The organism is Klebsiella sp. DY2415 (genome assembly GCF_026314315.1).
In the GTDB taxonomy this organism is placed as follows: domain Bacteria; phylum Pseudomonadota; class Gammaproteobacteria; order Enterobacterales; family Enterobacteriaceae; genus Klebsiella; species Klebsiella ornithinolytica.
On record NZ_CP111115.1, the window covers coordinates 599,264 to 625,665 of the forward strand.

Annotated in this window: 27 protein-coding genes; 12 read left to right on the forward strand and 15 right to left on the reverse strand. The window is 56.1% G+C overall.

Annotation, left to right across the window (positions count from 1 at the left end; translation table 11 throughout):
• The first annotated feature begins 42 nt into the window (after window positions 1-42).
• From rpsO to mtr, 6 genes are all read left to right on the forward strand, one after another.
• Window positions 43-312 (forward strand): 30S ribosomal protein S15, encoded by a 270-nt coding sequence (gene rpsO, locus OQV00_RS02875; RefSeq protein WP_004868066.1) that lies wholly within the window; start codon window positions 43-45, stop codon window positions 310-312.
• A gap of 242 nt (window positions 313-554) precedes the next feature.
• Window positions 555-2,690 carry a polyribonucleotide nucleotidyltransferase gene (gene pnp, locus OQV00_RS02880; RefSeq protein ID WP_075808190.1) on the forward strand — a complete coding sequence of 712 codons (2,136 nt, stop codon included), beginning with the start codon at window positions 555-557 and terminating at the stop codon, window positions 2,688-2,690.
• A gap of 108 nt (window positions 2,691-2,798) precedes the next feature.
• Complete coding sequence (gene nlpI / locus OQV00_RS02885; RefSeq protein ID WP_004868058.1) at window positions 2,799-3,683, forward strand: lipoprotein NlpI; 885 nt, start codon at window positions 2,799-2,801, stop codon at window positions 3,681-3,683.
• Window positions 3,684-3,785: 102 nt separating this feature from the next.
• Window positions 3,786-3,866 carry a protein YrbN gene (gene yrbN / locus OQV00_RS02890; RefSeq protein ID WP_099001532.1) on the forward strand — a complete coding sequence of 27 codons (81 nt, stop codon included), beginning with the start codon at window positions 3,786-3,788 and terminating at the stop codon, window positions 3,864-3,866.
• Window positions 3,859-5,826 carry a DEAD/DEAH family ATP-dependent RNA helicase gene (locus OQV00_RS02895; protein WP_004868054.1) on the forward strand — a complete coding sequence of 656 codons (1,968 nt, stop codon included), beginning with the start codon at window positions 3,859-3,861 and terminating at the stop codon, window positions 5,824-5,826. The genes yrbN and OQV00_RS02895 overlap by 8 nt, the downstream gene beginning before the upstream one ends.
• Window positions 5,827-5,968: 142 nt before the next feature.
• Complete coding sequence (gene mtr, locus OQV00_RS02900) at window positions 5,969-7,213, forward strand: tryptophan permease (protein WP_004868052.1); 1,245 nt, start codon at window positions 5,969-5,971, stop codon at window positions 7,211-7,213.
• Window positions 7,214-7,296: 83 nt separating this feature from the next.
• Here the strand turns inward: mtr and OQV00_RS02905 are convergent, their stop codons facing one another.
• The 3 genes from OQV00_RS02905 to ubiU all read right to left on the reverse strand — a co-directional run bounded on the left by OQV00_RS02905 (window position 7,297) and on the right by ubiU (window position 10,329).
• Complete coding sequence (locus OQV00_RS02905) at window positions 7,297-8,304, reverse strand: luciferase-like monooxygenase (RefSeq protein WP_004868051.1); 1,008 nt, start codon at window positions 8,302-8,304, stop codon at window positions 7,297-7,299.
• Window positions 8,305-8,446: 142 nt separating this feature from the next.
• On the reverse strand, window positions 8,447-9,325 hold the full coding sequence (locus OQV00_RS02910) for a U32 family peptidase (RefSeq protein WP_004868048.1): 879 nt from the start codon (window positions 9,323-9,325) through the stop codon (window positions 8,447-8,449).
• 8 nt (window positions 9,326-9,333) lie between these two features.
• A complete protein-coding gene (gene ubiU, locus OQV00_RS02915; RefSeq protein ID WP_004868047.1) occupies window positions 9,334-10,329 on the reverse strand; it encodes a ubiquinone anaerobic biosynthesis protein UbiU in 996 nt (331 codons plus the stop codon).
• Between the two features lie 221 nt (window positions 10,330-10,550).
• Here ubiU and ubiT point away from each other — a divergent pair, with 221 nt between their 5' ends.
• Both ubiT and OQV00_RS02925 read left to right on the forward strand, forming a co-directional pair.
• Window positions 10,551-11,075: a ubiquinone anaerobic biosynthesis accessory factor UbiT gene (ubiT, locus tag OQV00_RS02920; protein ID WP_004868045.1), complete on the forward strand. Its 525-nt coding sequence runs from the start codon at window positions 10,551-10,553 to the stop codon at window positions 11,073-11,075.
• Window positions 11,069-11,572, forward strand: coding sequence for a GNAT family N-acetyltransferase (locus OQV00_RS02925; RefSeq protein WP_004868043.1), 504 nt, complete (start codon window positions 11,069-11,071; stop codon window positions 11,570-11,572). The genes ubiT and OQV00_RS02925 overlap by 7 nt, the downstream gene beginning before the upstream one ends.
• Here the strand turns inward: OQV00_RS02925 and OQV00_RS02930 are convergent.
• Window positions 11,559-11,843, reverse strand: coding sequence for a GIY-YIG nuclease family protein (locus OQV00_RS02930; RefSeq protein WP_004868040.1), 285 nt, complete (start codon window positions 11,841-11,843; stop codon window positions 11,559-11,561). The genes OQV00_RS02925 and OQV00_RS02930 overlap by 14 nt on opposite strands.
• Before the next feature lie 55 nt (window positions 11,844-11,898).
• Between OQV00_RS02930 and OQV00_RS02935 the strand changes: the two genes are divergently transcribed.
• From OQV00_RS02935 to OQV00_RS02945, 3 genes are all read left to right on the forward strand, one after another.
• A complete protein-coding gene (locus OQV00_RS02935; protein ID WP_004868037.1) occupies window positions 11,899-12,336 on the forward strand; it encodes a YhbP family protein in 438 nt (145 codons plus the stop codon).
• Window positions 12,337-12,428: 92 nt separating this feature from the next.
• A complete protein-coding gene (locus OQV00_RS02940) occupies window positions 12,429-13,073 on the forward strand; it encodes an NAD(P)H-binding protein (protein WP_015585665.1) in 645 nt (214 codons plus the stop codon).
• 47 nt (window positions 13,074-13,120) lie between these two features.
• Window positions 13,121-14,158, forward strand: a complete 1,038-nt coding sequence (locus OQV00_RS02945) for a permease (protein WP_266279808.1) — start codon at window positions 13,121-13,123, stop codon at window positions 14,156-14,158.
• An 81-nt stretch (window positions 14,159-14,239) separates the two neighbouring features.
• Here OQV00_RS02945 and dolP read toward each other — a convergent pair whose 3' ends face one another.
• The 4 genes from dolP to OQV00_RS02965 are packed head-to-tail and all read right to left on the reverse strand — an operon-like array spanning window position 14,240 to window position 17,890.
• The gene (gene dolP, locus OQV00_RS02950; RefSeq protein WP_004868028.1) at window positions 14,240-14,815 is read right to left on the reverse strand and encodes a division/outer membrane stress-associated lipid-binding lipoprotein; all 576 of its coding nucleotides are present in this window, start codon (window positions 14,813-14,815) and stop codon (window positions 14,240-14,242) included.
• Window positions 14,816-14,824: 9 nt separating this feature from the next.
• On the reverse strand, window positions 14,825-15,415 hold the full coding sequence (diaA, locus tag OQV00_RS02955) for a DnaA initiator-associating protein DiaA (RefSeq protein WP_004868024.1): 591 nt from the start codon (window positions 15,413-15,415) through the stop codon (window positions 14,825-14,827).
• 22 nt (window positions 15,416-15,437) lie between these two features.
• A complete protein-coding gene (locus tag OQV00_RS02960) occupies window positions 15,438-15,824 on the reverse strand; it encodes a YraN family protein (RefSeq protein ID WP_004868021.1) in 387 nt (128 codons plus the stop codon).
• The gene (locus tag OQV00_RS02965; RefSeq protein ID WP_004868017.1) at window positions 15,782-17,890 is read right to left on the reverse strand and encodes a penicillin-binding protein activator; all 2,109 of its coding nucleotides are present in this window, start codon (window positions 17,888-17,890) and stop codon (window positions 15,782-15,784) included. The genes OQV00_RS02960 and OQV00_RS02965 overlap by 43 nt, the downstream gene beginning before the upstream one ends.
• Before the next feature lie 63 nt (window positions 17,891-17,953).
• Between OQV00_RS02965 and rsmI the strand changes: the two genes are divergently transcribed.
• Entirely contained in the window at window positions 17,954-18,814 is an 861-nt protein-coding gene (gene rsmI, locus OQV00_RS02970) for a 16S rRNA (cytidine(1402)-2'-O)-methyltransferase (protein WP_015585669.1), read from the forward strand.
• Window positions 18,815-18,846: 32 nt separating this feature from the next.
• Here the strand turns inward: rsmI and OQV00_RS02975 are convergent, their stop codons facing one another.
• The 7 genes from OQV00_RS02975 to agaW all read right to left on the reverse strand — a co-directional run bounded on the left by OQV00_RS02975 (window position 18,847) and on the right by agaW (window position 26,402).
• Window positions 18,847-20,736: an alpha-galactosidase gene (locus OQV00_RS02975; protein WP_015585670.1), complete on the reverse strand. Its 1,890-nt coding sequence runs from the start codon at window positions 20,734-20,736 to the stop codon at window positions 18,847-18,849.
• 94 nt (window positions 20,737-20,830) lie between these two features.
• Window positions 20,831-21,703 (reverse strand): tagatose-bisphosphate aldolase subunit KbaY, encoded by an 873-nt coding sequence (gene kbaY / locus OQV00_RS02980; protein WP_048023314.1) that lies wholly within the window; start codon window positions 21,701-21,703, stop codon window positions 20,831-20,833.
• Between the two features lie 12 nt (window positions 21,704-21,715).
• The gene (locus OQV00_RS02985) at window positions 21,716-22,873 is read right to left on the reverse strand and encodes an AgaS family sugar isomerase (RefSeq protein ID WP_048023316.1); all 1,158 of its coding nucleotides are present in this window, start codon (window positions 22,871-22,873) and stop codon (window positions 21,716-21,718) included.
• 299 nt (window positions 22,874-23,172) lie between these two features.
• Complete coding sequence (gene nagA, locus OQV00_RS02990) at window positions 23,173-24,306, reverse strand: N-acetylglucosamine-6-phosphate deacetylase (protein WP_015585673.1); 1,134 nt, start codon at window positions 24,304-24,306, stop codon at window positions 23,173-23,175.
• Window positions 24,303-24,737 carry a PTS galactosamine/N-acetylgalactosamine transporter subunit IIA gene (agaF, locus tag OQV00_RS02995; RefSeq protein ID WP_015585674.1) on the reverse strand — a complete coding sequence of 145 codons (435 nt, stop codon included), beginning with the start codon at window positions 24,735-24,737 and terminating at the stop codon, window positions 24,303-24,305. Before agaF ends, nagA begins: the two co-directional genes overlap by 4 nt.
• A 17-nt stretch (window positions 24,738-24,754) precedes the next feature.
• Window positions 24,755-25,633, reverse strand: coding sequence for a PTS N-acetylgalactosamine transporter subunit IID (agaE, locus tag OQV00_RS03000; RefSeq protein WP_015585675.1), 879 nt, complete (start codon window positions 25,631-25,633; stop codon window positions 24,755-24,757).
• On the reverse strand, window positions 25,623-26,402 hold the full coding sequence (gene agaW, locus OQV00_RS03005) for a PTS N-acetylgalactosamine transporter subunit IIC (RefSeq protein ID WP_266279811.1): 780 nt from the start codon (window positions 26,400-26,402) through the stop codon (window positions 25,623-25,625). The genes agaE and agaW overlap by 11 nt, the downstream gene beginning before the upstream one ends.

The following is a 26,402-nucleotide window of genomic DNA, read 5'->3' on the forward strand; positions in this document are numbered from 1 at the left end:
GAGATCGGCACCCTTTCTTTCTTTTAAATCTGGAGTTTTAAAATGTCTCTAAGCGTTGAAGCTAAAGCAAAAATCGTTTCTGAGTTTGGTCGTGGCGAAAACGACAGCGGTTCTACCGAAGTTCAGGTTGCACTGCTGACTGCACAGATTAACCATCTGCAGGGTCACTTCTCCGAGCATAAAAAAGATCACCACAGCCGTCGTGGTCTGCTGCGCATGGTTTCCCAGCGTCGTAAACTGCTCGACTACCTGAAACGTAAAGATGTTGCACGTTACTCTTCGCTGATCGAGCGTCTGGGTCTGCGTCGCTAATTCTGCGAGTTTCAGAAAAAGGGGCCTCAGGGCCCCTTTTTTCGACCAGGCGGCAGCAATTCACTAAAAACTCATGTATTGTTGCTATTAATGATCTTCGTGCAGAGGTTCGCGCGGCTAATGAGAGGCTTGATCCGCAGGGGCGGGTAAAGGTTGTCATTAGTCGCGAGGATGCAGGAGATCGGGTCAACTGACGCTATGTCGTGGATATCGCGTCACCTATTGATATAAAGGATAGAATTTTGCTAAATCCGATCGTTCGTAAATTCCAGTACGGCCAACATACCGTAACGCTGGAAACCGGCATGATGGCTCGTCAGGCCACTGCTGCTGTCATGGTTAGCATGGATGACACTGCGGTATTCGTTACCGTTGTTGGTCAGAAAAAAGCGAAGCCAGGTCAGGACTTCTTCCCGCTGACTGTTAACTATCAAGAGCGTACTTACGCAGCAGGTAAAATCCCGGGTGGTTTCTTCCGTCGTGAAGGCCGTCCAAGCGAAGGCGAAACCCTGATCGCGCGTCTGATTGACCGCCCGGTTCGTCCGCTGTTCCCGGAAGGCTTCGTCAACGAAGTTCAGGTTATCGCCACCGTTGTTTCCGTTAACCCGCAGGTTAACCCGGATATCGTGGCGATGATTGGTGCTTCCGCAGCGCTGTCTCTGTCAGGTATTCCGTTCAACGGTCCTATCGGTTCTGCTCGCGTTGGTTATATCAACGACCAGTACGTTCTGAACCCGACTCAGGATGAGCTGAAAGAAAGTAAGCTGGACCTGGTGGTTGCCGGTACCGAAGCGGCCGTGCTGATGGTTGAATCTGAAGCTGAACTGCTGAGCGAAGACCAGATGCTGGGTGCGGTGGTCTTTGGCCACGAGCAGCAGCAGATTGTCATTCAGAACATCAACGACCTGGTTAAAGAAGCGGGTAAACCGCGCTGGGACTGGCAGCCTGAAGCCGTCAACGAAGCGCTGAATGCGCGCGTTGCTGTCCTGGCCGAAGCGCGTCTGAGCGATGCTTACCGTATCACTGATAAACAAGAGCGTTACGCTCAGATTGACGTGATCAAAGCGGAAACTATCGCGACTCTGATTGCTGAAGACGAAACCCTGGACGCTAACGAACTGGGTGAAATCCTGCACGCTATCGAGAAAAATGCCGTACGTAGCCGCGTACTGGCAGGCGAGCCGCGTATCGATGGCCGTGAAAAAGATATGATTCGTGGTCTGGATGTTCGTACTGGCGTACTGCCGCGTACTCACGGTTCCGCACTGTTCACCCGTGGCGAAACTCAGGCGCTGGTGACTGCGACACTGGGTACCGCACGTGATGCGCAGAACATTGACGAACTGATGGGCGAGCGTACTGACTCCTTCCTGTTCCACTACAACTTCCCTCCGTACTCTGTCGGTGAGACTGGCATGGTGGGTTCACCGAAGCGTCGTGAAATCGGTCACGGTCGTCTGGCTAAGCGCGGCGTACTGGCCGTGATGCCGACCACCGAAGAATTCCCGTACACCGTTCGCGTGGTATCTGAAATCACCGAATCTAACGGTTCTTCCTCCATGGCTTCCGTGTGCGGTGCTTCTCTGGCGCTGATGGATGCTGGTGTGCCGGTGAAGGCTGCCGTTGCGGGTATCGCGATGGGTCTGGTGAAAGAAGGCGACAACTACGTCGTTCTGTCTGACATTCTGGGTGACGAAGACCACCTCGGTGATATGGACTTCAAAGTGGCGGGTTCCCGCGACGGTATCTCTGCGCTGCAGATGGATATCAAAATTGAAGGCATCACCAAAGAGATCATGCAGGTTGCACTGAACCAGGCGAAAGGTGCACGTCTGCACATCCTGGGCGTCATGGAGCAGGCGATTAACGCGCCGCGCGGCGATATCTCTGAATTCGCACCGCGTATCCACACCATCAAGATCAGCCCGGACAAGATCAAAGACGTGATCGGTAAAGGCGGCTCTGTGATTCGTGCGCTGACTGAAGAGACCGGTACTACCATCGAAATCGAAGATGACGGTACCGTGAAGATCGCAGCAACCGATGGCGATAAAGCGCAGCACGCTATCCGTCGTATCGAAGAGATCACGGCTGAGATCGAAGTTGGCCGCGTTTACAATGGTAAAGTGACCCGTATCGTTGACTTTGGCGCATTTGTTGCCATCGGCGGCGGTAAAGAAGGTCTGGTCCACATCTCTCAGATCGCTGACAAGCGCGTAGAGAAAGTGACCGATTACCTGCAGATGGGTCAGGAAGTGCCGGTTAAAGTTCTGGAAGTTGACCGTCAGGGCCGCGTTCGTCTGAGCATTAAAGAAGCAGCTGAACAGACTCAGCCTGCCGCTGCACCGGAAGCTCCGGTTGCTGAGCAAGGCGAGTAAGGTTGCCGTTTGCCCTCCGCGTTGGCGGAGGGCGTATTACGGGCAGGACGCCCTGTTTGCAGCCGGGGAACTGGACGTTCATCCAATCGTTGTCTTCGGGAGTGGGAAATGAAGCCTTTTTTGCGCTGGTGTTTCGTGGCGACAGCTCTCACGCTGGCAGGATGCAGCAACTCTGCCTGGCGTAAGGACGCAGTCCTCGCGGTGCCATTGCAACCGACTTTGCAGCAAGAAGTGATTCTGGCGCGCATGGAACAAATTCTTGCCAGTCGGGCTTTAACCGATGACGAACGCGCACAGCTTTTATATGAGCGCGGAGTGTTGTATGATAGTCTCGGTCTGAGGGCATTAGCGCGAAATGATTTTTCACAAGCGTTGGCAATCCGACCTGATATGCCTGAAGTATTCAATTACTTAGGCATTTATTTAACGCAGGCAGGCAATTTTGATGCTGCCTATGAAGCGTTTGATTCTGTACTTGAGCTTGATCCAACTTACAACTACGCGCACTTAAATCGCGGTATCGCCCTTTATTACGGCGGTCGCGCTAAGTTAGCGCAAGATGATCTGCTGGCGTTTTATCAAGACGATCCCAATGATCCTTTCCGTAGCCTGTGGCTTTACCTCGCTGAGCGTAAACTCGACGAGAAGCAGGCGCTTGAAGCACTGAAACAGCGCTTCGACAAATCGGATAAAGAACAATGGGGATGGAACATTGTCGAGTTCTACCTTAGCGACATCAACGAAAAAACGTTGATGGACCGTTTGAAGGCAGACGCAACGGATAACACCTCGCTCGCTGAGCATCTCAGTGAAACCAACTTCTATTTAGGTAAGTACTACCTAAGTCTGGGGGACAAGGACAGCGCTACGGCACTGTTCAAACTGGCGGTCGCAAACAACGTTCACAACTACGTTGAGCACCGATACGCATTGTTGGAATTATCGCTCTTGGGCCAGGAGCAAGATGACCTGGCAGAATCGGACCAGCAATAGCTGACGAACACATCAGCCCATTTTTTTGTTTGCCATCACCTTAACGGGTGAGGGCGTTGTTGTTCGTTAATACACCTACTTTGAGCCGGTTCACACTTTTCAATGAAAATTACTCTAAATTTTCACGTTGAGTTATGTAGACTGGCCGCCATTAATTTTGAGGCACACGTACTACATGGCTGAATTCGAAACCACTTTTGCAGATCTGGGCCTGAAGGCTCCCATCCTTGAAGCGCTTAACGATCTGGGTTACGAAAAACCATCTCCGATCCAGGCTGAGTGCATTCCGCATCTTCTGGGCGGCCGCGACGTTCTGGGTATGGCCCAGACGGGTAGCGGTAAAACCGCAGCGTTCTCTTTACCGCTGCTGAACAATCTTGATCCTGAGCTGAAAGCACCGCAAATTCTGGTGCTGGCGCCGACCCGCGAACTGGCGGTACAGGTCGCTGAAGCAATGACGGACTTCTCTAAACATATGCGCGGCGTAAACGTGGTAGCCCTTTACGGCGGCCAGCGTTATGACGTGCAGCTGCGCGCTCTGCGCCAGGGACCACAAATCGTTGTGGGTACCCCGGGTCGTCTGCTGGACCACCTGAAGCGCGGTACTCTTGATCTCTCTAAACTGAGCGGTCTGGTACTGGATGAAGCTGACGAAATGTTGCGTATGGGCTTCATCGAAGACGTAGAAACGATTATGGCGCAGATCCCGGAAGGTCATCAGACCGCTCTGTTCTCTGCCACCATGCCGGAAGCGATCCGTCGCATTACCCGCCGCTTTATGAAAGAGCCGCAGGAAGTGCGCATCCAGTCCAGCGTCACGACTCGCCCGGACATCAGCCAGAGCTACTGGACTGCTTACGGTATGCGTAAAAATGAAGCGCTGGTGCGTTTCCTGGAAGCGGAAGATTTTGATGCGGCGATTATCTTCGTTCGTACCAAAAACGCGACCCTGGAAGTGGCTGAAGCGCTGGAGCGTAGCGGCTACAACAGCGCCGCGCTGAACGGCGACATGAACCAGGCGCTGCGTGAGCAGACTCTGGAGCGTCTGAAAGATGGTCGTCTGGATATCCTGATTGCGACCGACGTTGCGGCTCGTGGCCTCGACGTTGAGCGTATCAGCCTGGTTGTTAACTATGATATCCCGATGGACTCCGAGTCTTACGTTCACCGTATCGGCCGTACCGGTCGTGCGGGTCGTGCTGGCCGCGCGCTGCTGTTCGTTGAGAACCGTGAACGCCGCCTGCTGCGTAACATCGAACGCACCATGAAGCTGACGATTCCGGAAGTAGAACTGCCGAACGCAGAACTGCTGGGCAAACGCCGCCTGGAAAAATTTGCCGCTAAAGTTCAGCAGCAGCTGGAAAGCAGCGATCTGGATCAGTACCGTGCGCTGCTGGCGAAAATCCAGCCGTCTGCTGAAGGTGAAGAGCTGGATATCGAAACTCTGGCCGCAGCTCTGCTGAAAATGGCTCAGGGCGAACGTCCGCTGATTCTGCCGCCGGATGCACCGATGCGTCCTAAGCGTGAATTCCGCGACCGTGACGATCGTTTCGAGCGCCGTGGCGACCGCAACGACCGTGGCCCGCGTGGCGACCGTCCGGAGCGTAGCGGTGAAGATCGTCCTAAGCGCGAACGTCGTGACGTGGGCGATATGGAACTGTATCGCATTGAAGTGGGCCGCGATGATGGCGTTGAAGTTCGTCATATTGTTGGCGCTATCGCTAACGAAGGCGACATCAGCAGCCGTTACATCGGTAACATCAAGCTGTTCGGTACCCACTCCACAATCGAACTGCCGAAAGGCATGCCGGGCGAAGTTCTGCAGCACTTCACTCGTACTCGCATCCTGAACAAGCCGATGAACATGCAGCTGCTGGGCGATGCTCAGCCGCGTCCGGACCGTGGCGGCGAACGTCGTGGCGGTGGTGAGCGCCGTGAAGGCGGTCGCGCATTCGGTGGCGAACGTCGTGAAGGCGGCCGCAACTTCGGTGGTGGTGAGCGTCGCGAAGGCGGCCGTGGTGATGGTCGTCGTTTCAGCGGCGAACGTCGTGACGGTGCTCGTGCTCCGCGTCGTGATGATGCCGCTGCGGCTCCGCGCCGTGATGATTCCGCTGGCCGTCGTCGTTTTGGTGGCGATGCGTAATTAGCGCACTCCGCTAGCGTAAAGTAAATAATACAGCCCCGATCGTAATGATTGGGGCTTTTTTTATTTCTTTTGTACTCGTGTACTGGTACAGTGCTGCACGTTAACAACGAAAAGCATGAATGACTGGAGATTTCGGCAAATGGCGACACTTACCACTACGGCAACCCGACCGTCCTTGTTTGGCGGCGTGGTGATAATCGGCGGGACCATCATTGGCGCAGGCATGTTTTCGCTGCCGGTGGTCATGTCCGGTGCGTGGTTCTTCTGGTCGCTGGCTGCGCTGATCTTTACCTGGTTTTGCATGCTCCATTCCGGACTGATGATTCTGGAAGCGAACCTGAACTACCGCATTGGCTCCAGCTTCGACACCATCACGAAAGATCTGCTGGGTAAAGGCTGGAATCTGGTCAACGGCCTGTCGATCGCTTTTGTGCTCTATATCCTGACCTACGCCTATATCTCGGCCAGCGGCTCCATACTGCACCATACCTTCGCGGAGCTTTCATTGAATGTGCCGGCGCGGGCTGCGGGCTTTGGCTTTGCGCTGCTGGTGGCTTTTATCGTCTGGTTGAGTACCAAAGCGGTGAGCCGAATGACGGCAATCGTACTGGGAGCGAAGGTTATTACCTTCTTCCTGACCTTTGGAAGTCTGCTGGGGCACGTTGAGCCGACGACACTGTTTAACGTCGCCGAAAAGAATGCATCCTACACGCCGTACCTGTTGATGACCCTGCCGTTTTGCCTGGCTTCCTTTGGCTATCACGGTAACGTACCGAGCCTGATGAAGTATTATGGCAAAGATCCCCGGACCATTATCCGCTGCCTGGTGTACGGTACGCTGCTGGCCCTCGGGCTGTATGTCGTCTGGTTACTGGTGACGATGGGCAACATTCCACGCCCTGAGTTTATCGGCATCGCGCAGAAGGGCGGTAACATAGATGTGCTGGTACAGGCATTGAGCGGGGTGCTCAACAGCCGTAGTCTGGACCTGCTGCTGGTGGTGTTCTCGAACTTCGCCGTTGCCAGCTCTTTCCTTGGGGTCACCCTGGGACTGTTTGACTACCTGGCGGACCTGTTTGGGTTTGATGATTCTGCTCTCGGCCGTTTTAAGACCGCGCTTCTGACCTTTGTTCCACCGATCATTGGCGGTCTGCTGCAGCCCAATGGTTTCCTGTATGCCATCGGCTATGCCGGTCTGGCCGCAACCGTCTGGGCGGCGATTGTCCCGGCGCTGCTGGCCCGCGCATCGCGCAAGCGCTTCGGTAGCCCACAGTTTCGTGTCTGGGGCGGAACGCCGATGATTGTGCTGATTCTGCTGTTTGGTGCCGGTAACATCATCGTGCATTTCCTGTCGAGCTTTAATCTGTTGCCTGTTTACCAGTAAACAGAACGCCCGGTGGCGCGACGCTGACCGGGCCTACCGAAGCGAGCAGGCCGGATAAGACGCCGTCGCCATCCGGCAAAAAACTACCCCAGCAACTCCTCTTTCACCTGCATCGCTAAATCAAACGAATGCAGGCGCGCCTGATGATCGAAGATCTGGCCGTTCACCATCAGCTCATCGGCCTGGGTTTCCCGCAAAATGGACTCCAGCCCGTGGCGGATTTTGGCTTTATCCCCTACCAGCGACATGCTGAGCGCCTGCTGTACTCCATACTGTTCTGAGGCGGACCACAGTTGATGCATATTTTCCACCGGCGGCGGGAGCTGACCGGTTTCGCCGCGACGCAGCTTCACGAATGCCTGTTGCATCGAGGTGAACAGGAATTCGGCATCACGGTTGCTATCGGCGGCGATGATATTAATACATACCATGGCGTACGGTTTCGCTAAGCGCTCGGACGGTTTGAACTGGGTGCGGTAGAGATGCAGCGCCTGGAATAACATATCCGGCGCAAAGTGCGACGCGAAGGCAAAGGGCAACCCAAGCTGTGCCGCCAGCTGTGCGCTGTACAGACTGGAGCCTAACAGCCACACCGGGATCTGCTCTCCGTAGCCGGGAACCGGGCGCACGTGCGGATTGGGATCGCGGGCATCAAACCAGTCCACCAGTTCGGCGACATCGCGCGGGAAGTTATCAACATCCCCGCCCATATGGCGGCGGAGCGCCATCATCGTCCGCTGGTCGCTGCCCGGCGCACGGCCAAGCCCCAGGTCAATACGTCCTGGATACAAGGTATTGAGCGTACCGAACTGTTCGGCGATCACCAGCGGTGAATGGTTGGGTAACATCACGCCACCGGATCCCAGATGCAGCGTCGTGGTATTCGCCGCCAGATAGCCGATAAGCACCGATGTTGCGGCGCTGGCAATGCCAACCATGTTGTGATGTTCCGCCAGCCAATAGCGATGATAGCCGCGTTTTTCAGCCAGGCGAGCGAGATCCAGAGAGTGTGAGAAGGCCGTTTTGGCGCAAGAACCCTCGGGGATCGGTGCCAGATCGAGCACCGAGAACGGAATAGATTTGTCAGTCATAAAGGCTCACTTTGTTACAGCATCGTCATCAGATTGAAGGTCTTCTTCCAGCCTGGCGCATTCAGCGAGCGCCAGCCAGAAAAGCTGCAGCTTTCATACTGCATGAAAAGACGAAGCATGTTGTTAACAAAGCGAGCTATTTTCAGGACTGCAGTTCCAGCCCGGCCAGTCGTTTCCAGTAACCGTTGCAGTCACTGTTGGCGATCAGCGGCAGCGGCGAGGCGCCGTTTTCATTGGCGCGGAAGGCATCGAGCATAGCAAAGGTATCGTTACCCAGCGGTGACAGGCGCACCATATCGACCAGCCCCTGCATCGACGCCAGTTCGTTGCCGAGGTTATAGACATAGCCGCTCATGGTCTGAATACCGTTCAGGACAAACACCTGCTGATTTTCCTGGGACAGCACGCTGCGCCCGTTCGGGTACTTGATGCAGCAGGTCTCACATTCATCTTTCGGGCGATCTTCGGAACGTGCGGTAAAGCAGCGAGCGGAATAGGCCAACGGCAGGTGGCCGTAGCTCAGGACTTCCACTTCGAACTGGTCGCGGAGACCGAGCTCTTCGCACTGGGCGAGCAGGTTCACCAGCCAGTCGCGAGACAGCTCAACCGGCATGCACCAGCGTATCATTCCTTGTTTACGCAGCAGACGCAGGGTGACGGCGTTATAGCAGTTGAGCGCATGTCCGGCGACGAAAGGCAGTTTGCGCTCTGCGCACATATTGACGACGCCAAGGTCGCTGGCTTCGATCAGAAATTCACCGTTATCGACATAGCGCTTCAGCTCGTTGAGTTCGGAAGAGGCCTGCACCAGCGCAAGCGTGGAGAGCACCACCTGCTTACCGCTGCCCGCCAGCGCTTTCGCCATCTCCAGCCAGTCGCCCACTTTGGTGGCGCGGCGTTTGCTGCATACGGCTTCGCCCAGATAGATCGTATCAGCACTGGATCGTGCGGCCTGCTGGTAAAAATCTTCCAGCGTCTCTTTCGGCCAGTAGTAAAGCACCGGCCCTAATGAATATTTCATTACTTTTCTCACTGCCATTTACGGTGGTAGGCGCCAAGGGTGGTTTGTGTCCCTTCGGACATGGCACCGAGCGTCTCCATCCATGCGGATTGCGGAATAAAGTTTTGCGGATCGGCTTTGCAGCGATCGATCGCCTGGCGCCATACTTTCGCCACCTGGGTGACGTAGGCGGGGCTGCGCTGGCGACCTTCAATTTTCACCGACGCAATATTTGCCGCCATCAGTTCCGGCAGGAGCTCCAGCGTATTCAGGCTGGTTGGCTCTTCCAGCGCATGATAGCGCTCGCCATCTACCAGATAGCGACCCTTGCACAGCGTCGGGTAACCCGCATTTTCACCATCCTGATAGCGATCGATCAGCACTTCGTTGAGGCGTGACTCGAGACCCTGCGGCGTTTGTTGCCAGCGGACAAAGCGCGCAGGTGAACAGGCGCCGACGGTATTCGGCGATTCGCCGGTCAGGTAAGAAGAGAGGTAGCAGCGGCCTTCTGCCATGATGCACAGGCTGCCGAAGGCGAAGACCTCCAGCGGAACCGGCGTCGTGCGGGCGAGCTGTTTTACCTGATGAATCGACAGCACGCGCGGTAGCACAACGCGGGCGACATCGAAATTGCGATGATAGAAACGCACCGCCTCTTCGTTGGTTGCCGACGCCTGTACCGAAACGTGGCGTTCAATATGCGGATAACGCTCTGCGGCGTATTCCAGCATGGCGATATCGGCAAGGATTAAGGCATCCGCGCCCAGCTGTGCCGCCATGTCTACCGCACGCTGCCAGCGGGCATAACCGTCAGGATGTGCAAAGGTGTTGATCGCTATATGCAGCTTACGACGGTGCTGATGCACAAAGCTAACGGCCTCCTGCAGTTTCTTTTCGGTGAAATTAAGGCCGGCAAAGTGGCGGGCGTTGGTGTCATCTTTCAGCCCGATATAGACGGCGTCGGCACCGTTTTCGATGGCCGCCTTAAGTGCCGGAAGGTTGCCGGCTGGGCAGAGCAGCTCCATAATTTTTCCTGAAAAATGCGGCCCGTAGGGACGCTGATAGGGTTAATGAGCAGGGATTTTAGTTAACCTTCTGGTGACAATTTTTGATTTGAGGCAGTTAAAAGCGTATTGGCGGCGCCAATAATTGGTACCCGTTGTGGTGATTTTGTTGATTTACGCCGCTATGTCGTTTATTTGATATGGCACAATAGCGGAACTATTGCTTTCATGGAGTAAGGCTTGTGTTGGATAAATTGCGTTCCCGGCTGGTCCACTTTGGCCCGTCTTTGATGAGCGTGCCGGTTAAGCTGGCGCCTTTTGCCCTCAAGCGCCAGGTGCTGGAGCAGGTATTAAGCTGGCAGTTTCGTCAGGCTCTGGAAGAGGGCGAACTGGATTTTCTCGAAGGCCGCTGGTTAAGTATTAATGTGCGTGATATCGGTTTGCTGTGGTATACCTCGGTGAGCGAAGGGCGTCTGGTGGTCAGCGCTACGGCCGAAGCGGATGTGAGCTTCAGCGCCGATGCCAGCGATCTGCTGATGATCGCCGCGCGTAAACAGGATCCGGATACATTGTTCTTCCAGCGTCGGCTGGTCATCGAAGGTGATACTGAGCTGGGGCTGTATGTAAAAAACCTGATGGATGCCATTGAGCTGGAGCAGATGCCAAAAGCGCTGCGCGTGATGCTGCTGCAGCTGGCTGACTTTGTTGAAGCGGGGCTGAACGGCCCGCGGAAACCTGAACAGACATCGGTAGGTGAGGCATGCTGATTCGAGTTGAAATTGGGATTGATGCACCGGGAATCGACGCGTTACTGCGCCGTACGTTTGGCAGCGATGCCGAAGCGCAGCTGGTGCACGATTTACGTGAAGACGGCCTGATCACGCTGGGCGTGGTGGCGACAGATGATGAAGGGCAGGTTATTGGCTATGTCGCCTTCAGCCCGGTCTCCGTTGAAGGCGAAGAGCTGCAGTGGGTCGGACTGGCGCCGCTGGCGGTAGATGAAAACTATCGCGGCCAGGGAATCGGCAGCCAGCTGGTCTACGAAGGGCTGGATTCATTGAATGAGTTTAGCTATGCCGCAGTGGTGACGCTGGGCGAGCCGGCCTTCTACGGCCGCCTCGGCTTTGAGCCGGCTGCCCGCTTCGATCTGCGTTGCCGCTGGCCGGATACCGGCGAGGCGTTCCAGGTGCGCCCGTTGGCCGATGACGCGCTGGAAGGGGTGCATGGGCTGGTAGAGTACTGCGATCGCTTTAACCGCCTCTGAGGCTCTCCAGCAGAGTCTCAAAAGAACCATCTCCGGCAACGAGGCGCTCTTTCTGGCGCTTCGTTAGCTGCTTGATGCGATACTCCAGTCGTAGCGCAAGTGAGTGTTCACCAACTTCCTGGCTGAACGCCAGCTGCAGTTCGCCTTTTCCGCGCAATGCTTTTGCTCCCTTGCCATCCTGATGCTGACAAAAACGGCGTGCAACATCGGTAGTGATCCCGGTGTAAAGGCGATTATCGGCGGTACGTATCAGATAGAGAAACCAGCGCACGGTAGAAAGATCGGTATGTTAAGGTAGTTGCACCATAACATACCGGAGAGTAAAGATGGATACGCTTGCTGCTATCAGCCGCTGGCTTGGCAAACAGCATGTGATTAGCTGGTGCGTTGCCAGCGACGGAGAGCTGTGGTGCGCCAATGCGTTCTATGTGTATGACTCGCAAAACGTCGCCTTCTATCTCCTGAGTGATGACAGTACCCGCCACGGGCAGATGACCGGCCTGCGCGCAAAGGTCGCCGGCACCGTCAATGGCCAGCCGAAAACCGTTGCCCGTATTCGCGGCGTCCAGTTCAAAGGTGAAATTCGTCGTCTTTCAGGTCACGAGGAAGAGACGATGCGCGCGCGGTACGTCAGCCGCTTTCCGATCGCCAGGATGCTGCGTGCGCCGGTCTGGGAAATCCGCCCGGATGAGCTCAAATTCACCGATAACACGCTGGGGTTTGGCACCAAGTTACACTGGCTACGTCACCCGGATAGCGAGTGAAAGCCCGCACGGGCGTGCAGAGTCTCACATTTCCCGCATACTCTTGTTACCGCGGCATCCGCCGCTGAAGGGCTGATTTTTCAGGGGGCATAATGAGTCAGGTGCTAATAACAGGGGCTACCGGATTAGTTGGTGGGCACTTACTTCGAATGCTGATCGAGGCGCCGGACATTGCGGCGATAACCGCAGCGACCCGCCGCCCGCTGGCGGACGCAGAGGGAGTGCTAAATCCTCACGCGCCTGAGCTGAGCGATGCGCTGGCGCAGGTTGTTGACCCTGTTGATATCGTGTTTTGCTGTCTCGGGACCACGCTGCGAGACGCGGGCAGCAAAGCCGCCTTCATTCAGGCTGACTACCAGCTGGTGGTGGATACGGCGCTCACCGGGCTCCGGCTGGGCGCGAAGCACATGCTGGTGGTCAGCGCGATGGGGGCCAATCCGCATTCGATGTTCTTCTACAACCGCGTTAAAGGCGAAATGGAAGAGGCGCTGCGTGCGCAGCCGTGGACGCGTCTGACGATTTTGCGCCCGTCGATGCTGCTGGGCGATCGAGAGCAAAAAAGGGCAAATGAAGCGGTGCTGGCGCCATTATTCCGATTGCTGCCGGGAAACTGGAAATCTATCCATGCCCATGAGGTGGCGCAAGCGATGCTGAGCGAAGCGCTGACCCCTGGCCGGGAAGGCGTGACGATTCTGCCATCGGCAAAACTGCGTGAAATTGCGGCCAGCGAAGCGTAGTATTCTGCGCTTCACATCATATCACCACATCTTTCCTGGGGAATGCTATGGCTGGTCAGTCTTCATCTCAGGCGGCGTCACCGTTTCAATGGTGGAAGCCCGCACTCTTTTTTCTCGTTGTTATCGTTGGCCTGTGGTTCGTCAAATGGCAGCCTTACTATGGCAAGGCGTTTACGGCCGCAGAAACGCACAGTATCGGTAAATCGATCCTGGCCCAGGCCGACGCCAACCCGCTAAAAGCGGCATGGGACTACGCGGTGGTCTACTTCCTGGCGGTGTGGAAAGCGGCGGTGCTGGGCGTCCTGCTCGGTTCGCTGATTCAGGTGCTGATCCCGCGCGACTGGCTGCTGCGTACGCTGGGCCAATCGCGATTTCGCGGTACGCTCTCAGGGGTGCTGTTTTCTCTGCCTGGTATGATGTGTACTTGCTGCGCCGCACCGGTTGCGGCGGGGATGCGTAAGCAGCAGGTATCGATGGGCGGCGCGCTGGCGTTCTGGATGGGCAACCCGCTGCTGAATCCGGCAACGCTGGTGTTTATGGGCTTTGTGCTGGGCTGGCAGTTTGCGTTGATTCGCCTGGCTGCCGGGCTGGCAACGGTGTTGATCGTGGCGACGCTGGTGCAAAAATGGGTCAAAGAGGCGGCAACGCAACCGTCAGCTCTTCCGGCTGTCGATGGTACCGCACAGGGGCCTTTTTTCACCCGCTGGCTGAGCGCACTCTGGACCCTGTTCTGGAATACTATCCCGGTCTATATTCTGGCGGTCCTGGTGCTGGGGGCGGCACGTGTCTGGCTGTTCCCGCATGCCGATGGCGTGGTGGGGAATACCCTGTTCTGGGTGGTGGCGATGGCGATAGCCGGCTGTCTGTTTGTCATCCCTACCGCGGCGGAGATCCCTATCGTCCAAACCATGATGCTGGCGGGAATGGGGTTTGCCCCGGCGCTGGCGCTGCTCATCACGCTGCCTGCGGTCAGCGTGCCGTCGTTGATTATGTTGCGTAAGGCTTTTCCGGCGAAAGCGCTGTGGCTGACCGGTGGGCTGGTGGCCCTATGCGGCGCGGTGGTTGGCGGACTGGCGTTACTCTGAGGAAATCCCGGGCTGCGGCTAACGCCTTGCCCGGTTCGTCACCCGGTTCAGCATTGCGCGAGCCGGGACTATTTGGGGGACTTACTTGATATAGGTAAAGGCGGTGGTCACACGCGATACGCCGCTTACCCGACTGGCGATATCTGCCGCCGCACGACCTTCACGCTCCGTGACCAGACCCATCAGGAACACTTCGCCATTCTCGGTCGTTACTTTAACGTTTGACGATTTGACCTGATCGGTGCCCAGCAGCTGAGAGCGCACTTTGGTCGTAATCCAGGTATCGGAAGAGGCGGTACCTAAACCAATCGGCTGGCCCTGACGCACTTCGTTAAAGACTTCCGTTGTGCCTTCGACGCCCATGGCGATTTGTTTCGCGCGCGCGGAGAGATCCGCCACCGGAGACTGACCGGTCAGCAGGACTTTGCCCTGATAGGCGGTAACGTTAATCCGCGCCTGTTTCTTAATTTGCTCGTCTTTCGACAGCGCGCTGTTGACGCGCAGTTCCAGCGTACTGTCATCAACCTGAGTACCGACCGTACGCGGGTCCGTGGCGGCTTTGGTGCCGACAGCTGCCGTTCCGACTACCGCTGCGGCAACGCATCCTTGTAGCAGTAGCGCAGAAAGAATGATGGCGAGGGGCGAGAGAGCCTTCATGTGTTCTCCTTAATCGTCCTGGTGTGGAAAAAGCGTGTTATCAATCAAATCGCACAGGCAGTTAACGGTGAGCATATGCATTTCCTGAATTCGCGCGCTGCGATGAGACGGAATGCGGATTTCGACATCCTGCTGGCCCAGCAGACCAGCCAGCTCACCGCCGTCGTAGCCGGTGAGTGCGACGATGGTCATATCGCGGGTGACGGCAGCTTCAACGGCTTTCACGATGTCCCGACTATTGCCGCGCGTGGAAATGGCCAGCAGAACATCACCTGCGTGGCCTAACGCGCGAACCTGCTTGGCGTAGATTTCGTCATGCAGGCGATCGTTGGCAATTGCGGTTAAGACCACATTATCGGTATTTAGTGCAATGGCGGGTAAACCAGGACGCTCTGTTTCAAAACGATTAATCATGCTGGCAGCAAAATGCTGTGCGTTGGCGGCAGATGTGCCATTGCCACAACAGAGGATTTTGTTGCCATTGAGCAGCGACTGTACCAGGGTCAAGGCCGCACGGGAGATGGCATCCGGGAGAGCTTCCGCTGCTGCAATTTGGGTTTGAATGCTTTCAGTAAAGCAGGCTTTAATTCTATCGAGCACGGGATCCCTTAATTCATTTACGCTATTCGCCAAAGGCGTTTCTCAGCCATTGGATGTCGTTTCCGGTGAAGGCTACCACATCGAAACGGCAATCCACAGTGTCAAAGCTCCCATTCTGCCGGGAGAGCCACAGGCGAGCAGCCTGGAGGAGTCTTTGTTGTTTTTTTTGCGTGACGCTGGAGGCGGCATCCCCGTAGCTTGCGCTGCGCCGATAGCGCACTTCCACAAAAACGGTTACCGCGCCATCGCGCATGATGAGGTCAATCTCACCGCCCCGCTCGCGGGCGTTGGCGGCGATAAAATGCAGCCCCCGGCTTTCCAGCCACCGGCGAGCCTGGTTTTCCCAGGCATCTCCGGTCTGTTTGGTTAGTTGGCTGCGACGATCTGTCCGTGTTGGTACTTGAGCCATGACAATTTCCTGTTGATCACGCAGTCCTGCGTGGCCGTCAGATCGCCGGTGTTACCGTTCAGCTCGAAGCCCGGCGTCTGGCGCATCTGGGCGAAATGGTTAGCCAGAGACCAGGCATCCGCGCCCATTGCATACAGGCGAGCCAGTGAGTAATCGTTGCGCACGGCGGAGAGCGCCTGCTGCATCAGCGCCGGGTTGCTGCCGGCCAGCATCGGGATCTCACTATACTGCAAACCTTCCATCTCCAGGCGGAAATCCGGACCGGCAGTGCCCTGGGCGCTACGGGAGCTGGCGTACAGGGTGACATTGCTCTGGCTGCCGTTGCGCAGGGCGATCATCGGTTTGATATAGGCAATCTGTTCCGGCGTCGCCAGGATCCAGGCGGCGTCGACGCCACCGCTACTGCTGACCGGGACATCTTCCGGGTTGCCGAGGCTGCTGTCAGACGCTGACGGCAGCGTAGAAACGGGCGTACCGCTCAGAGAGATACCGCTGTTGACGCTGGATTTCAGCTCAGAAGCGGAACCAAAGCGCTGCTGCAGGACGGTTCCGCCACCCAGTTTTAACCACTCGTTGGCGAAGGCGTTCACCACGCGATCGCCGAGCGCGCCGCGAGGAGCCAGCAGCAGCGGCGTTTGTTTGCCCTGATCGTGAATATGGCGCGCCGCGTCACGGGCCTCATCTTCCGGGGAGAGGGCGAAATAGCAAATATTGGCGCGATTTTCGACTTTCTCCGGCTGGTTCAGCGCCAGTACGTTGAGCGAGGTATTGCTCTTGATGACATCCTCGACGTTATCTTTGAGCAGCGGGCCGACGACGAGGGTGGCGCCATCCTGCTGTACCTGCGCGAGCAGCTGACTCATTGGTTGCGTGGTGGTGTCGTAAATTTTCAGTTCAGCCGAAGGGTTGGCCGGGGTGGTGGCAACCGGCTGGGTCTGCGGTGCGCTGACCGCAGGTTGCGCGGTTGTGGCGGTGGCGTCGCTGGTGGCTGACTGCTCCGGCACCGCGGCAGCCTGAGTGGCGGTCGGCGCAGTGACCGGAGCCGGCGCCCGATCGGCCTCTGGCGCCTGTACAGGGACCGGCGCGGTATTGGTTGAGGTCAGGTCACCCACTTCGGCCTGTGAAGGGCTCACGACGTCGCTGCTGGCGACACTGGCGGCCTGCGCAACCTGGGCAGGAACGGCGTTTCCGGTGACGGTCGGCGCGCCATTTTTCGCCGCTTCAAAACCCTGCTGGATGGTACGACCGAAGACGGCGGCCTGGCCGTTGAGCGGCAGCAGGAGGGCGATCTTATTGGTTGAGGCCGGTTTATAATTTTGCATATTCACCAGCGCCGTTGGCAGCATTTTCGCGCCAGGGTTCTGCGGATAGCGGGTTTGCCAGTCTTTCACGCCGGCTTTGAGCAGGGTGGGATCGTTACGGTTGTCAAACCACATGCGTTGCAGATCCAGCCATCCCTGCAGGACGTTTTCATCGGCATTGATGATCAGCGCGTTAGCCTGATCCTGGGTCATTGAGGTGAGCGCTTTCCAGGTCGCGTCGATATTCTGCTGCTGTTGTTTCGGCTGACTCAGCAGCGGCTGCTGGGCGATCAGGGCACGTAGCAGCGTAATTGACGGACGGCCCTGGCTGGCATCAATCTGCGCCTGCCAGTATCGCGGCTGCTGATTCGTCTCGAAGTTTGCCGGATCGAGCTTGCTCAGCAGCGCCTGAGCGCCCTGGAAATCGTTCTGTGCCAGCTTCACTTCGACGGCCAGCAGAGATTGCTCGCGGGCCTGGGTACCGTTGAGATTAGAGGGCAGCTGGTTGAACAGGTCGATGGCCTGCTGCTTTTTGCCTTCCTGTAACAGTGCACGAATGGCGAGTAATTGCCAGTTGGTCTTGCTATCATTCGAGCTTTGCTGCATTTGCTGTAGGTAGTAACTGGAATCTGCCTGTGCCGTACCCTGTAAAAACGCCGTGCTTTGATCCGGGGTATGGGTGCCGCAGCCAGCGAAGATCAAAGCAGCCAGCAGTACGGGCAGACAACGCGCGGGTTTAGAACGAAGAAATGTTGACGGTACCATATGTATCCAGTGATATTTTTTTGGCTCAATGCTCAATATTAATTCGGCAATACGGACGAGACAATGAAACAACACGAATCAGCAGATAATTCTCAGGGGCAGCTCTATATTGTGCCCACTCCGATCGGAAATCTGTCTGATATCACGCAGCGTGCCCTGGAAGTATTACAAGCCGTTGATTTAGTTGCCGCGGAAGATACCCGCCACACCGGTTTGCTGCTCCAGCATTTTGCGATTAACGCCCGTTTATTTGCGCTGCACGACCATAATGAACAGCAAAAAGCTGAAACACTTCTGGCGAAATTAAAAGACGGGCAGAACATTGCGCTGGTGTCTGACGCCGGGACTCCGCTGATCAACGATCCGGGCTATCACCTGGTACGGGCTTGTCGCGAGGCCAATATCCGCGTGGTGCCGCTTCCGGGCCCCTGTGCCGCCATTGCTGCGCTCAGCGCGGCAGGACTGCCTTCCGATCGTTTCTGCTACGAAGGATTCCTGCCGGCAAAATCAAAAGGACGTCGCGATACGCTGAAGGCGCTGGAAGAAGAGCCGCGTACGCTGATCTTTTACGAATCAACTCACCGTTTACTGGAAAGCCTGGAAGATATCTGCACGGTGCTGGGAGAGTCCCGCTACGTGGTGCTGGCGCGTGAGCTGACCAAAACCTGGGAATCCATTCACGGCGCGCCAATTGGCGAACTGCTGGCGTGGGTGAAAGAGGATGAGAACCGACGTAAAGGCGAGATGGTACTGATCGTCGAAGGGTTTAAAGCGCAGGAAGAAGCCCTGCCCGCAGACGCGCTGCGTACGCTGGCTCTGCTGCAGGCGGAGCTACCGCTGAAAAAAGCCGCTGCGCTGGCCGCGGAAATTCACGGCGTGAAGAAAAATGCGCTGTATAAATATGCGCTGGAGCAGCAGGGATAAGAGACAGGCCCGGGAACCCCGGGCCATTTATCTTATTTGATCGGCGTGGCTTCAAAAACCAGCGTTTGTAGCGGCTGTAGCGTAATAACCACGGCGTCCTGATAATGCTCCGGAACCGTTGGGTTATTGCCGTAGCGAGCGGTCAGAGTAAACCGGGTTGCTTCGCCCTGAGGAATTTCAAACTCTTTTTTCAGATTCAGGTAGTAACTTTGCGGTTTATCGGAAGGGTTACGCAGTCCCAGTATCGCCTTGTCTTTGCTCCAGGAGGCCCAGCCATACACCTCAAGCGCCGTCGGATCGCCGCCGACCCAGTGTGTATCCACCAGCACGTGGGCATTTTCACGCGACCATTTTGCGGCCTCTGCCAGAACGTCCCACTTGGCTTTGTTCAACATGGACGGCGTGATGTACAGCTCCTGTAGCTGGGTCCCCGTCGCGAAATAGCTCCACACCTGATCGGCAAAATCGCCGTCGCTCTGCACTTTCTCCAGTCCATAATAGGCATTCTCTGCACTGACAATACCATGATACATCAAGGAATTAAGTGGGAATAATGGCCCCTTTCTTACGATTGAGCGCCAGGTTTCCGCGTCGCGATAGGTCATCCACTGCTGTACCGGCGTTCCGGGACCGTACAGATTGATATCATCGCCCTGACGCCAGATCGAATCAGCGTAGAACAGCCATGACGGGCTGGCATCGGTGCCGGTCGTCAGGTTGATAAACAGGTTCGGGTTTGCGCTACGCATGTTGTGTAGCAGGGCGATAGAGGCATCAAAATCGGAAGCAAACGGGCTACCCTCAATATGTGAGTTGGCATTGCCCATGCCGTCCAGTTTGAAGGAGGTGATGTGTTCGTTCTTAATCAGGCTGGCGATCTGTTCATTGAAGTTCTTGAAATAACGAGGCCCTGAGAGCGCAAATTTACCGTCGACCGTTTCAAAACCATACTCTTTGGCATGAGAGACGCGAATATCGCGCGGTTTATTGTAGCCGCCCCACGGTGAGAGCCATAAACCGACGGAACTATGCAGGCTGTCCGCTTTCTCCCTGACCTTGCCGAAACCCTGACTGAATGCCGGGCCAAATAACCATCTGCCGGTACGATCGTCCCAGCCATCATCCAGCAGGAAAGCATCGAGAGGTACGCCGCGGCCGGTAATAAACGCCTTATTCCATTCATCCATACGCCCCAGCACGTCCTGCTCGGTGTAGGTGGTAAAGAAGCCGATGTCCATCCAGCTATTGTAGTGGAGGTAGGGTTTATAAGGGCGTGGGCGAACGGCATCGATAAACTGGTTAACACTGCGGCGCAGCTGGCTGGTTTCCGCCACGGTGCCAAACCAGGTGGTATAGCTCACCGGTGTTTCCGGCTGGACGGGCGTTTTCAGTTCGACGTTGAGATTGGTGGTGCCTTCATAGGCATAAGTATTGACGACAGGCTTATTCGGCAACATGAAAAACGTGTCGGCAATAATCGGCGAACTGTTAATTGCGCCATCGACATAAGGGGCCTGCGCCTGTTTTTTGGTCGGGAAGAAGGTGATTTTCGCGACATTCTGCGCTTTGCCAACGGCGGCAATGGTGTAATCGATACTGGCGTACTTGCCTTTCAGCAGGTTCAGCGTCATGGTCACGTTGAAATCGGGATGGACGTACTCCACCACCAGCGTATTCTCTTTTTTCTCAACGTGGCTGATTTTAAAATCAGCCGTATGGATAACGGTCTCATCCGGTAGCGTCAGAAAGAATGGTTCCTGAGGCGACAGCTGATGGCCGGAATGCGTATCTTTAACCACCACAGCCGAACTGGCATCATCGAATGAGAAAGCCATATTGTCGTTATTCAGTGCATAGTTCGCCGCAAAGGCACTTTGTGAAATAAACAGGGCGAGCAACGAAACATTGAGCGCTTTTTTCATGGGGCAGAGGTCCTTTGTTTTCGTTTTATCAGCGTTATCCTGTCGTGAATAACGCTGTGGGACAGAGGCGTATCATGACCGCCTGCGAAAGCGATCAGGCTTCAGCGGGGAGCAGTAGACGGCTGGCTGAGCCGCAGACGGTGATTTTGTGTCTGACCACCTCTTTCATGGCATCCATACCGACGCGCATGTAGTAGCGAGGATCGTTACCCTGCGGATTTTCGGCGAACCATTTTTTGACCGCCGCGGCGAAGGCGATTTTTAGCTCGGTGGCGACGTTGACTTTACATACCCCCAGTTCGATGGTGCGGCGAACGTAATCGTCAGGTACGTCGCTTGCGCCGTGCAGCACCAGCGGTACGTCCACGACCTCGCGGATTTCCGCCAGACGCTGGAAGTCAATTTTTGGCGTTTTGCTGTAGAGCCCGTGGGCGGTGCCGATTGCTACCGCAAGACTGTCGACTCCGGTCAATTCAACAAAACGCTTTGCCTCCTGCGGATCGGTCAGAAAAGCGCTTTCAGCATCAACGCTCATATCGTCTTCCACGCCGCCCAGGCGTCCGAGTTCTGCTTCGACGCTGCAATCACGGGCATGGCAAAAATCCACGACCGATTTCACCAGCCGGACATTCTCTGCAAACGGGAAATGGCTACCATCGATCATGGCGCTACGAACGCCGGCATTTACTTTACGGGTAATATCTTCCAGCGATTCGTGATGATCGAGATGCAGCGCCAGCGGCATGTCGTAGGTAGTGGAGTAAGCGCTGCATAGCGCATAGATCTCCTCCAGCGCGATGTGCTTAAACGTGCCCGGCGTTCCTGCGAGGATCACCGGCGATCGCATTTCACTGCAGACTTCAAGGATCGCCTGGATCGTCTCGGCGTTATGAATGTTGAATGCCGGTACCGCATAGCCTTTTGCCTGGGCATCCAGCAGGAGATATTTCGTCGAAATAATACTCATGATGCGTTCCTCTCAAGCATTCCAGGGGTGAATGACAACACCTTGCACCACGCGGTTAACCGTACCGCTGGCGGAAGGGGTATCCGGGGTATTACCAACGCGGATAGATTGTGCGAGCGCAAACGTCTGGGCATACATCAGGAAGCAGAACGCCTGCTCGACATCGCTAAAGGTGCGGGAAGAAGACGGTAACAGGATGTGTGGGCCGGCTTCGACGGCGGCGTCGCTTTCGGCCGCTATTGCTACCACGCGCATGGCCTGGTTGTCGCGACGCAGCTCGGCCAGTAGATCGAGATCGTACTGGCGGGTATAGGGATGGCTGGACACCATCACCACCACCAGCGTTTCATTATCCACCAGCGATTTAGGTCCGTGGCGGAAGCCGACTGGGGAGTCATAAAACGCCGCCAGCTTACCGGCGGTCAGCTCCAGGACCTTGAGGGCCGATTCACGAGCCGCGCCCTGTAATCCGCCGCTGCCAAGATAGACGATCCGTTTCCACGGCTCATAACCAAACACCCCATCGCTAAAATCACCCAGCGACGTGAGGATCGTTTGGCAACGATCCGCTACGTCACGGAAGGTTTTGCTGTTGATCGTCTCCGGCGCGAATACCGCAAGGCAGCTTGCCATCATGGTGGTGATACTGCTGGTCATTGCGAAGCCGCGGTCATGTGTTTCTGCCGGCATCAATAGCGCAAAGGCGTTATCGCGGTTCACCGCATTTTGGTACAGGCTGCCGGCTTCATTACAGGTAATCGACAGGTGGTAGCATTCCGGTACGAACTGATTGGCCAGCTCAACGGCGGCGACGCTCTCCGGGCTATTGCCGGAGCGGGCAAAGGAGACCAGCAGCAGCGGATGTGCGGCGTTAAAATAGTCCATGGGGTTGGTGACCAGGTCCGTCGTTGGGATCGCGCTGATATTTTTTCCGCTCTGGCGCGACAGCCAGGGCGCGATGATCTCGCCGATAAAGGCGGAGGTGCCAGCACCAGTCAGGACAATCCGCAGATCGTTTTTGCGCAGCAGCGGGGCGAGGAAGCTGTCGATCGTTGCACGATTATTGTCGATGTTGTTGAGTGAGCGAAGCCAGCAGGAGGGCTGTTGACGAATCTCTGCTTCAGTCCAGGTGCCAGTCGAGGCAAAGGCGGCGGTATAGGTTTCAGGCATAACTCAGTCCTTAGTCGTGTGAATTCCACATCAGACGCTGGCAAAAATGTCGCTATCTTTCGTTTCGTTTCACTTATTCATGTAATCAGTTAGATAAAATCTATATGAAAGAAATCGAAAGTTCAATGGAAGAAATTAGAAATAAAACGAAAACTGTGATCTTTGAAGTTATGATGTTTTTATGTGACTGATAAACAATAAATTACGTGTTTTTATTGTCAGACTGGCGTTATTTCAGAAAGAAAGGAAAAGGCCTTTCGGTACAACGCCGAAGGCCAATGTGATACATAACGAAAGGATTAAAGGGAGAGAGCCTGTCCCTGAATCCAGATTTTTTGCAGCTGCAGGCTGTCATCCAGCGCAATAACGTTGGCGTATTTTCCCGCCCGCAGCGATCCCAGCCGATCGTCGATACCCAACAGACGAGCAGGGTGGAGCGATGCCATATGAATGGCCTGTTCTGGCGTGGCGCCTGCTTGTTCAACCATGTTGCGAACGGCGGCATCAAGAGAGAGCGTGCTGCCCGCGAGGCCACCGGAAGCGGTACGTACGATGCCCTTACGCATTTCTACCTCTTCGCCGCACAACGAATAGTGGCCATCCGGCATGCCGGCTGCCTGCATCGCATCGGTGATCAGGACCAGCCTCTCTCTGGCACAGCTGCAACACAGCTGCATGGCGGCAGGATGGACATGATGACCATCGGCGATAAGTTCCAGCCATGCATGCCGGGTGGTTAACCCGGCACCGACCATGCCAGGCTCCCGATGATGTAATCCGCTCATGCCGTTGTAGCAATGCACCAGCCCGTCAGCGCCTGCGGTAAACGCCGCTCGGGTCTGTGCATAGGTGGCAGCGCTATGGCCCAGCATGACGCGGATACCCTGCTGTTTAAGATGGCGAATAGCCCGTATGGCATCCGGTTTTTCCGGTGCCAGGGCCACGACCCGCAGCGTTTGCCGGGAGCGAGCAATCAACGTATCCAGCTCGGCGATATCCAGTTCACGGAACAACTCGGGTGGATGGGCGCCTTTATTCTCTGGCGTAAAGTAGGGGCCTTCAAGATAGCTCCCCAATACCAGGGCGCCGGGGCCGCCGGAAAGCGTGCGTCGGGCGATACGTTCCAGCGCACCGTGGATGGCCTGCAACGGCGCGGTGACGGTAGTCGGGAGCCAGGCCCCCACTCCCTCGCGAGTTTTATACATCGCCAGCCTGTCGAGTGCTTCCGGTGCCTCGTCCATCACATCAATACCCGCGCCGCCGTGGACATGCGTATCGATGTAGGCCGGGCAAAGCAGATCGGCATCGCGCGCGGTGACGCCAACCGGAACGGGCTCGATGGCGGTGATAACGCCCGCTTCCATCCGAAGCTGATGATCGGCAAGCCAGCCCTGCTCGGTTAGCAAGCGTCTGGCACGCAGAATTTGCGTCATATTCCTTCCTCAACCGGTTTTTCTTCGCGACAGCGCGCCAGTTCATCGACCAGGCTGGTTAACCCGCGATGCCCGCATTCCAGCGCCTGCAGGCGAAACGCCTCGCTGTTCAGCCCCTCGCGTTCCAGCACCATTTCAAGCAGTAGCTGCAAATTCGTGCCGGTAATCACCTCGCGCCCGGTTTTTTGCATTGCCAGCGTCGAGGCTACGCGAAAGGGGGTTCCCCCCAGGAGATCGGTCAGAAAAACGATATCGTCCTGAGCATCCAGTGCGTTGACTGCCTGCTCAAGCTGCGCAGTCAGCAGGGCCGTGGTTGAGGTTTCTGGAAAGTCGATGGCAATAAACTGCGATTGTTCACCCAGAATTTGTTTCATCGCCATTTCCATACCGCTGGCAAAGCCGCCATGCCCCGTCAAAATAATGCCTAACATCGAATACCTCTTTGTTTTTACAGGAAGTGGCAGAATTTACCCACAACGCCCAGCACAACGGTGAGCGCGATGAGGCGCAACGGACTCCAGCCGCGACGCACCAGCCAGAACATGGTCAGGGTATAAACCAGTGGAAGAAACGCCGGCATCAGTTTATCGATGACATCGGTTTGCAGTTTCACCACCGCATCACCCGCGGTGATCTCCAGCGTAGTGCTGAGACGGACATAGGTGGCCACCAGCGCGCCAATGACCGTCATGCCAACAATAGACGCCGCGTGTCCGACTTTTTTGGTATTGGCTTTAATCAAAGGGATCGCCGCCACGCCCATACGATACGCGTAGTGTGCAAGACCAAAGCGCAATCCGAGATGTACCACGTTAAACAGCACAATAAACACCACCGCGCCGAGGATAGAGCCTTGTAGCGCGAGGCTGGCCCCAATCCCGCCGCAAATGGGCAGTAGCGTCAGCCAGAACATTGCATCGCCAATCCCGCCGAGCGGGGCACCCACGGCAATTTTGGTGCTCTGAATGCTGTTGACATCCTGCTTGGAACGTTCCATGGCGAGAATGATGCCGATAACAAAAGTCACCAGAAAAGGATGGGTGTTGAAGAACCCCATATGCCCTTTCATGGCTCGTGCCAGGTCGCGTTGGTTGGTATGGATCTTTTTCAACGCGGGCAGCAGACCGTACAGCCAGCCTGAAGCCTGCATACGTTCATAGTTGAAGGAGGCCTGTAAAAGCATGGACCGCCAGGCGACGCGGTTAATGTCTTTTTTCGTCAGCTCCGCACCGAGACTCTGGTCTTCGTAGACGTTTTCATTCACGCCGGAAAGCAACGTCTCTTCAGGAGCGGAGACGCCTGGCAGAGTGGTTTGATTAGATGCCATCTTCGAATTCCTCTTTCTGTGCCGCAGAAGCAGTCGGTTCAGGAGATTTACGCAGCAGGTCTATTAACGCCATTGCCAGCGCCGCGGCGGCAATGGCCAGCACCGGTAGCTTCAGCCAGGCAGCGGCGACAAAACCGATGATAAAATAGGGGATATAGACGTTTTTCATCATGATTTTCAGCAGAACAGCGAAGCCGATAGCAGGCATAATGCCGCCAGCCACGCCGAGACCGTCAATCAGGCGCTCAGGCAGAACATCAATGGCCGTTTTCGCATGTTCCGCGCCGAAATAGATCGGCAGAAAAGCACAGAGAAAATAGAAAATCCCCAGCGCCAGCAGCGCCAGATAGTTAACCCGTTCAATACCGCGGGTATCAGCATTCGCTGCCATACGGTCGCAGCGAGACATCACCCCTGACATCACCGAGAACAGGAAGGTGATGCCCATTTGTACTGCGACGGCGAAGGGCACGGCGACACCGACGGCAACGTCAGGTTTCACGCCGGTAGTAATGGCAAAGGTGGTGCCGACGATGGTACCGATAATCACGTTTGGCGGCTGAGCGCCGGCCAGCGGGGCCAGCCCCATCCAGACCAGTTCCAGCGTACCGCCGGTTAAAATGCCGGTATGCATATCGCCCAGAATCAGGCCAACCAGCGGGCCGAGCACCACCGGACGGTGCATATGTGTCAAACCATTGAACATATCCAGGCCCGCAATAAAGGCCAGAATGCCCAACGCAAATGCCTGCAACAGACTGATTTCCAT

Excerpts from the sequence above, each read along its gene's own strand:
- rpsO (WP_004868066.1), top strand. The coding sequence starts at position 43 with ATGTCTCTAAGCGTTGAAGCTAAAGCAAAAATCGTTTCTGAGTTTGGT.
- nlpI (WP_004868058.1), top strand. The coding sequence starts at position 2,799 with ATGAAGCCTTTTTTGCGCTGGTGTTTCGTGGCGACAGCTCTCACGCTG.
- yrbN (WP_099001532.1), top strand. The coding sequence starts at position 3,786 with ATGAAAATTACTCTAAATTTTCACGTTGAGTTATGTAGACTGGCCGCC.
- OQV00_RS02895 (WP_004868054.1), top strand. The coding sequence starts at position 3,859 with ATGGCTGAATTCGAAACCACTTTTGCAGATCTGGGCCTGAAGGCTCCC.
- mtr (WP_004868052.1), top strand. The coding sequence starts at position 5,969 with ATGGCGACACTTACCACTACGGCAACCCGACCGTCCTTGTTTGGCGGC.
- OQV00_RS02905 (WP_004868051.1), bottom strand. The coding sequence starts at position 8,304 with ATGACTGACAAATCTATTCCGTTCTCGGTGCTCGATCTGGCACCGATC.
- OQV00_RS02910 (WP_004868048.1), bottom strand. The coding sequence starts at position 9,325 with ATGAAATATTCATTAGGGCCGGTGCTTTACTACTGGCCGAAAGAGACG.
- ubiU (WP_004868047.1), bottom strand. The coding sequence starts at position 10,329 with ATGGAGCTGCTCTGCCCAGCCGGCAACCTTCCGGCACTTAAGGCGGCC.
- OQV00_RS02925 (WP_004868043.1), top strand. The coding sequence starts at position 11,069 with ATGCTGATTCGAGTTGAAATTGGGATTGATGCACCGGGAATCGACGCG.
- OQV00_RS02935 (WP_004868037.1), top strand. The coding sequence starts at position 11,899 with ATGGATACGCTTGCTGCTATCAGCCGCTGGCTTGGCAAACAGCATGTG.
- OQV00_RS02940 (WP_015585665.1), top strand. The coding sequence starts at position 12,429 with ATGAGTCAGGTGCTAATAACAGGGGCTACCGGATTAGTTGGTGGGCAC.
- OQV00_RS02945 (WP_266279808.1), top strand. The coding sequence starts at position 13,121 with ATGGCTGGTCAGTCTTCATCTCAGGCGGCGTCACCGTTTCAATGGTGG.
- dolP (WP_004868028.1), bottom strand. The coding sequence starts at position 14,815 with ATGAAGGCTCTCTCGCCCCTCGCCATCATTCTTTCTGCGCTACTGCTA.
- OQV00_RS02960 (WP_004868021.1), bottom strand. The coding sequence starts at position 15,824 with ATGGCTCAAGTACCAACACGGACAGATCGTCGCAGCCAACTAACCAAA.
- OQV00_RS02965 (WP_004868017.1), bottom strand. The coding sequence starts at position 17,890 with ATGGTACCGTCAACATTTCTTCGTTCTAAACCCGCGCGTTGTCTGCCC.
- rsmI (WP_015585669.1), top strand. The coding sequence starts at position 17,954 with ATGAAACAACACGAATCAGCAGATAATTCTCAGGGGCAGCTCTATATT.
- OQV00_RS02975 (WP_015585670.1), bottom strand. The coding sequence starts at position 20,736 with ATGAAAAAAGCGCTCAATGTTTCGTTGCTCGCCCTGTTTATTTCACAA.
- kbaY (WP_048023314.1), bottom strand. The coding sequence starts at position 21,703 with ATGAGTATTATTTCGACGAAATATCTCCTGCTGGATGCCCAGGCAAAA.
- OQV00_RS02985 (WP_048023316.1), bottom strand. The coding sequence starts at position 22,873 with ATGCCTGAAACCTATACCGCCGCCTTTGCCTCGACTGGCACCTGGACT.
- nagA (WP_015585673.1), bottom strand. The coding sequence starts at position 24,306 with ATGACGCAAATTCTGCGTGCCAGACGCTTGCTAACCGAGCAGGGCTGG.
- agaF (WP_015585674.1), bottom strand. The coding sequence starts at position 24,737 with ATGTTAGGCATTATTTTGACGGGGCATGGCGGCTTTGCCAGCGGTATG.
- agaE (WP_015585675.1), bottom strand. The coding sequence starts at position 25,633 with ATGGCATCTAATCAAACCACTCTGCCAGGCGTCTCCGCTCCTGAAGAG.
- agaW (WP_266279811.1), bottom strand. The coding sequence starts at position 26,402 with ATGGAAATCAGTCTGTTGCAGGCATTTGCGTTGGGCATTCTGGCCTTT.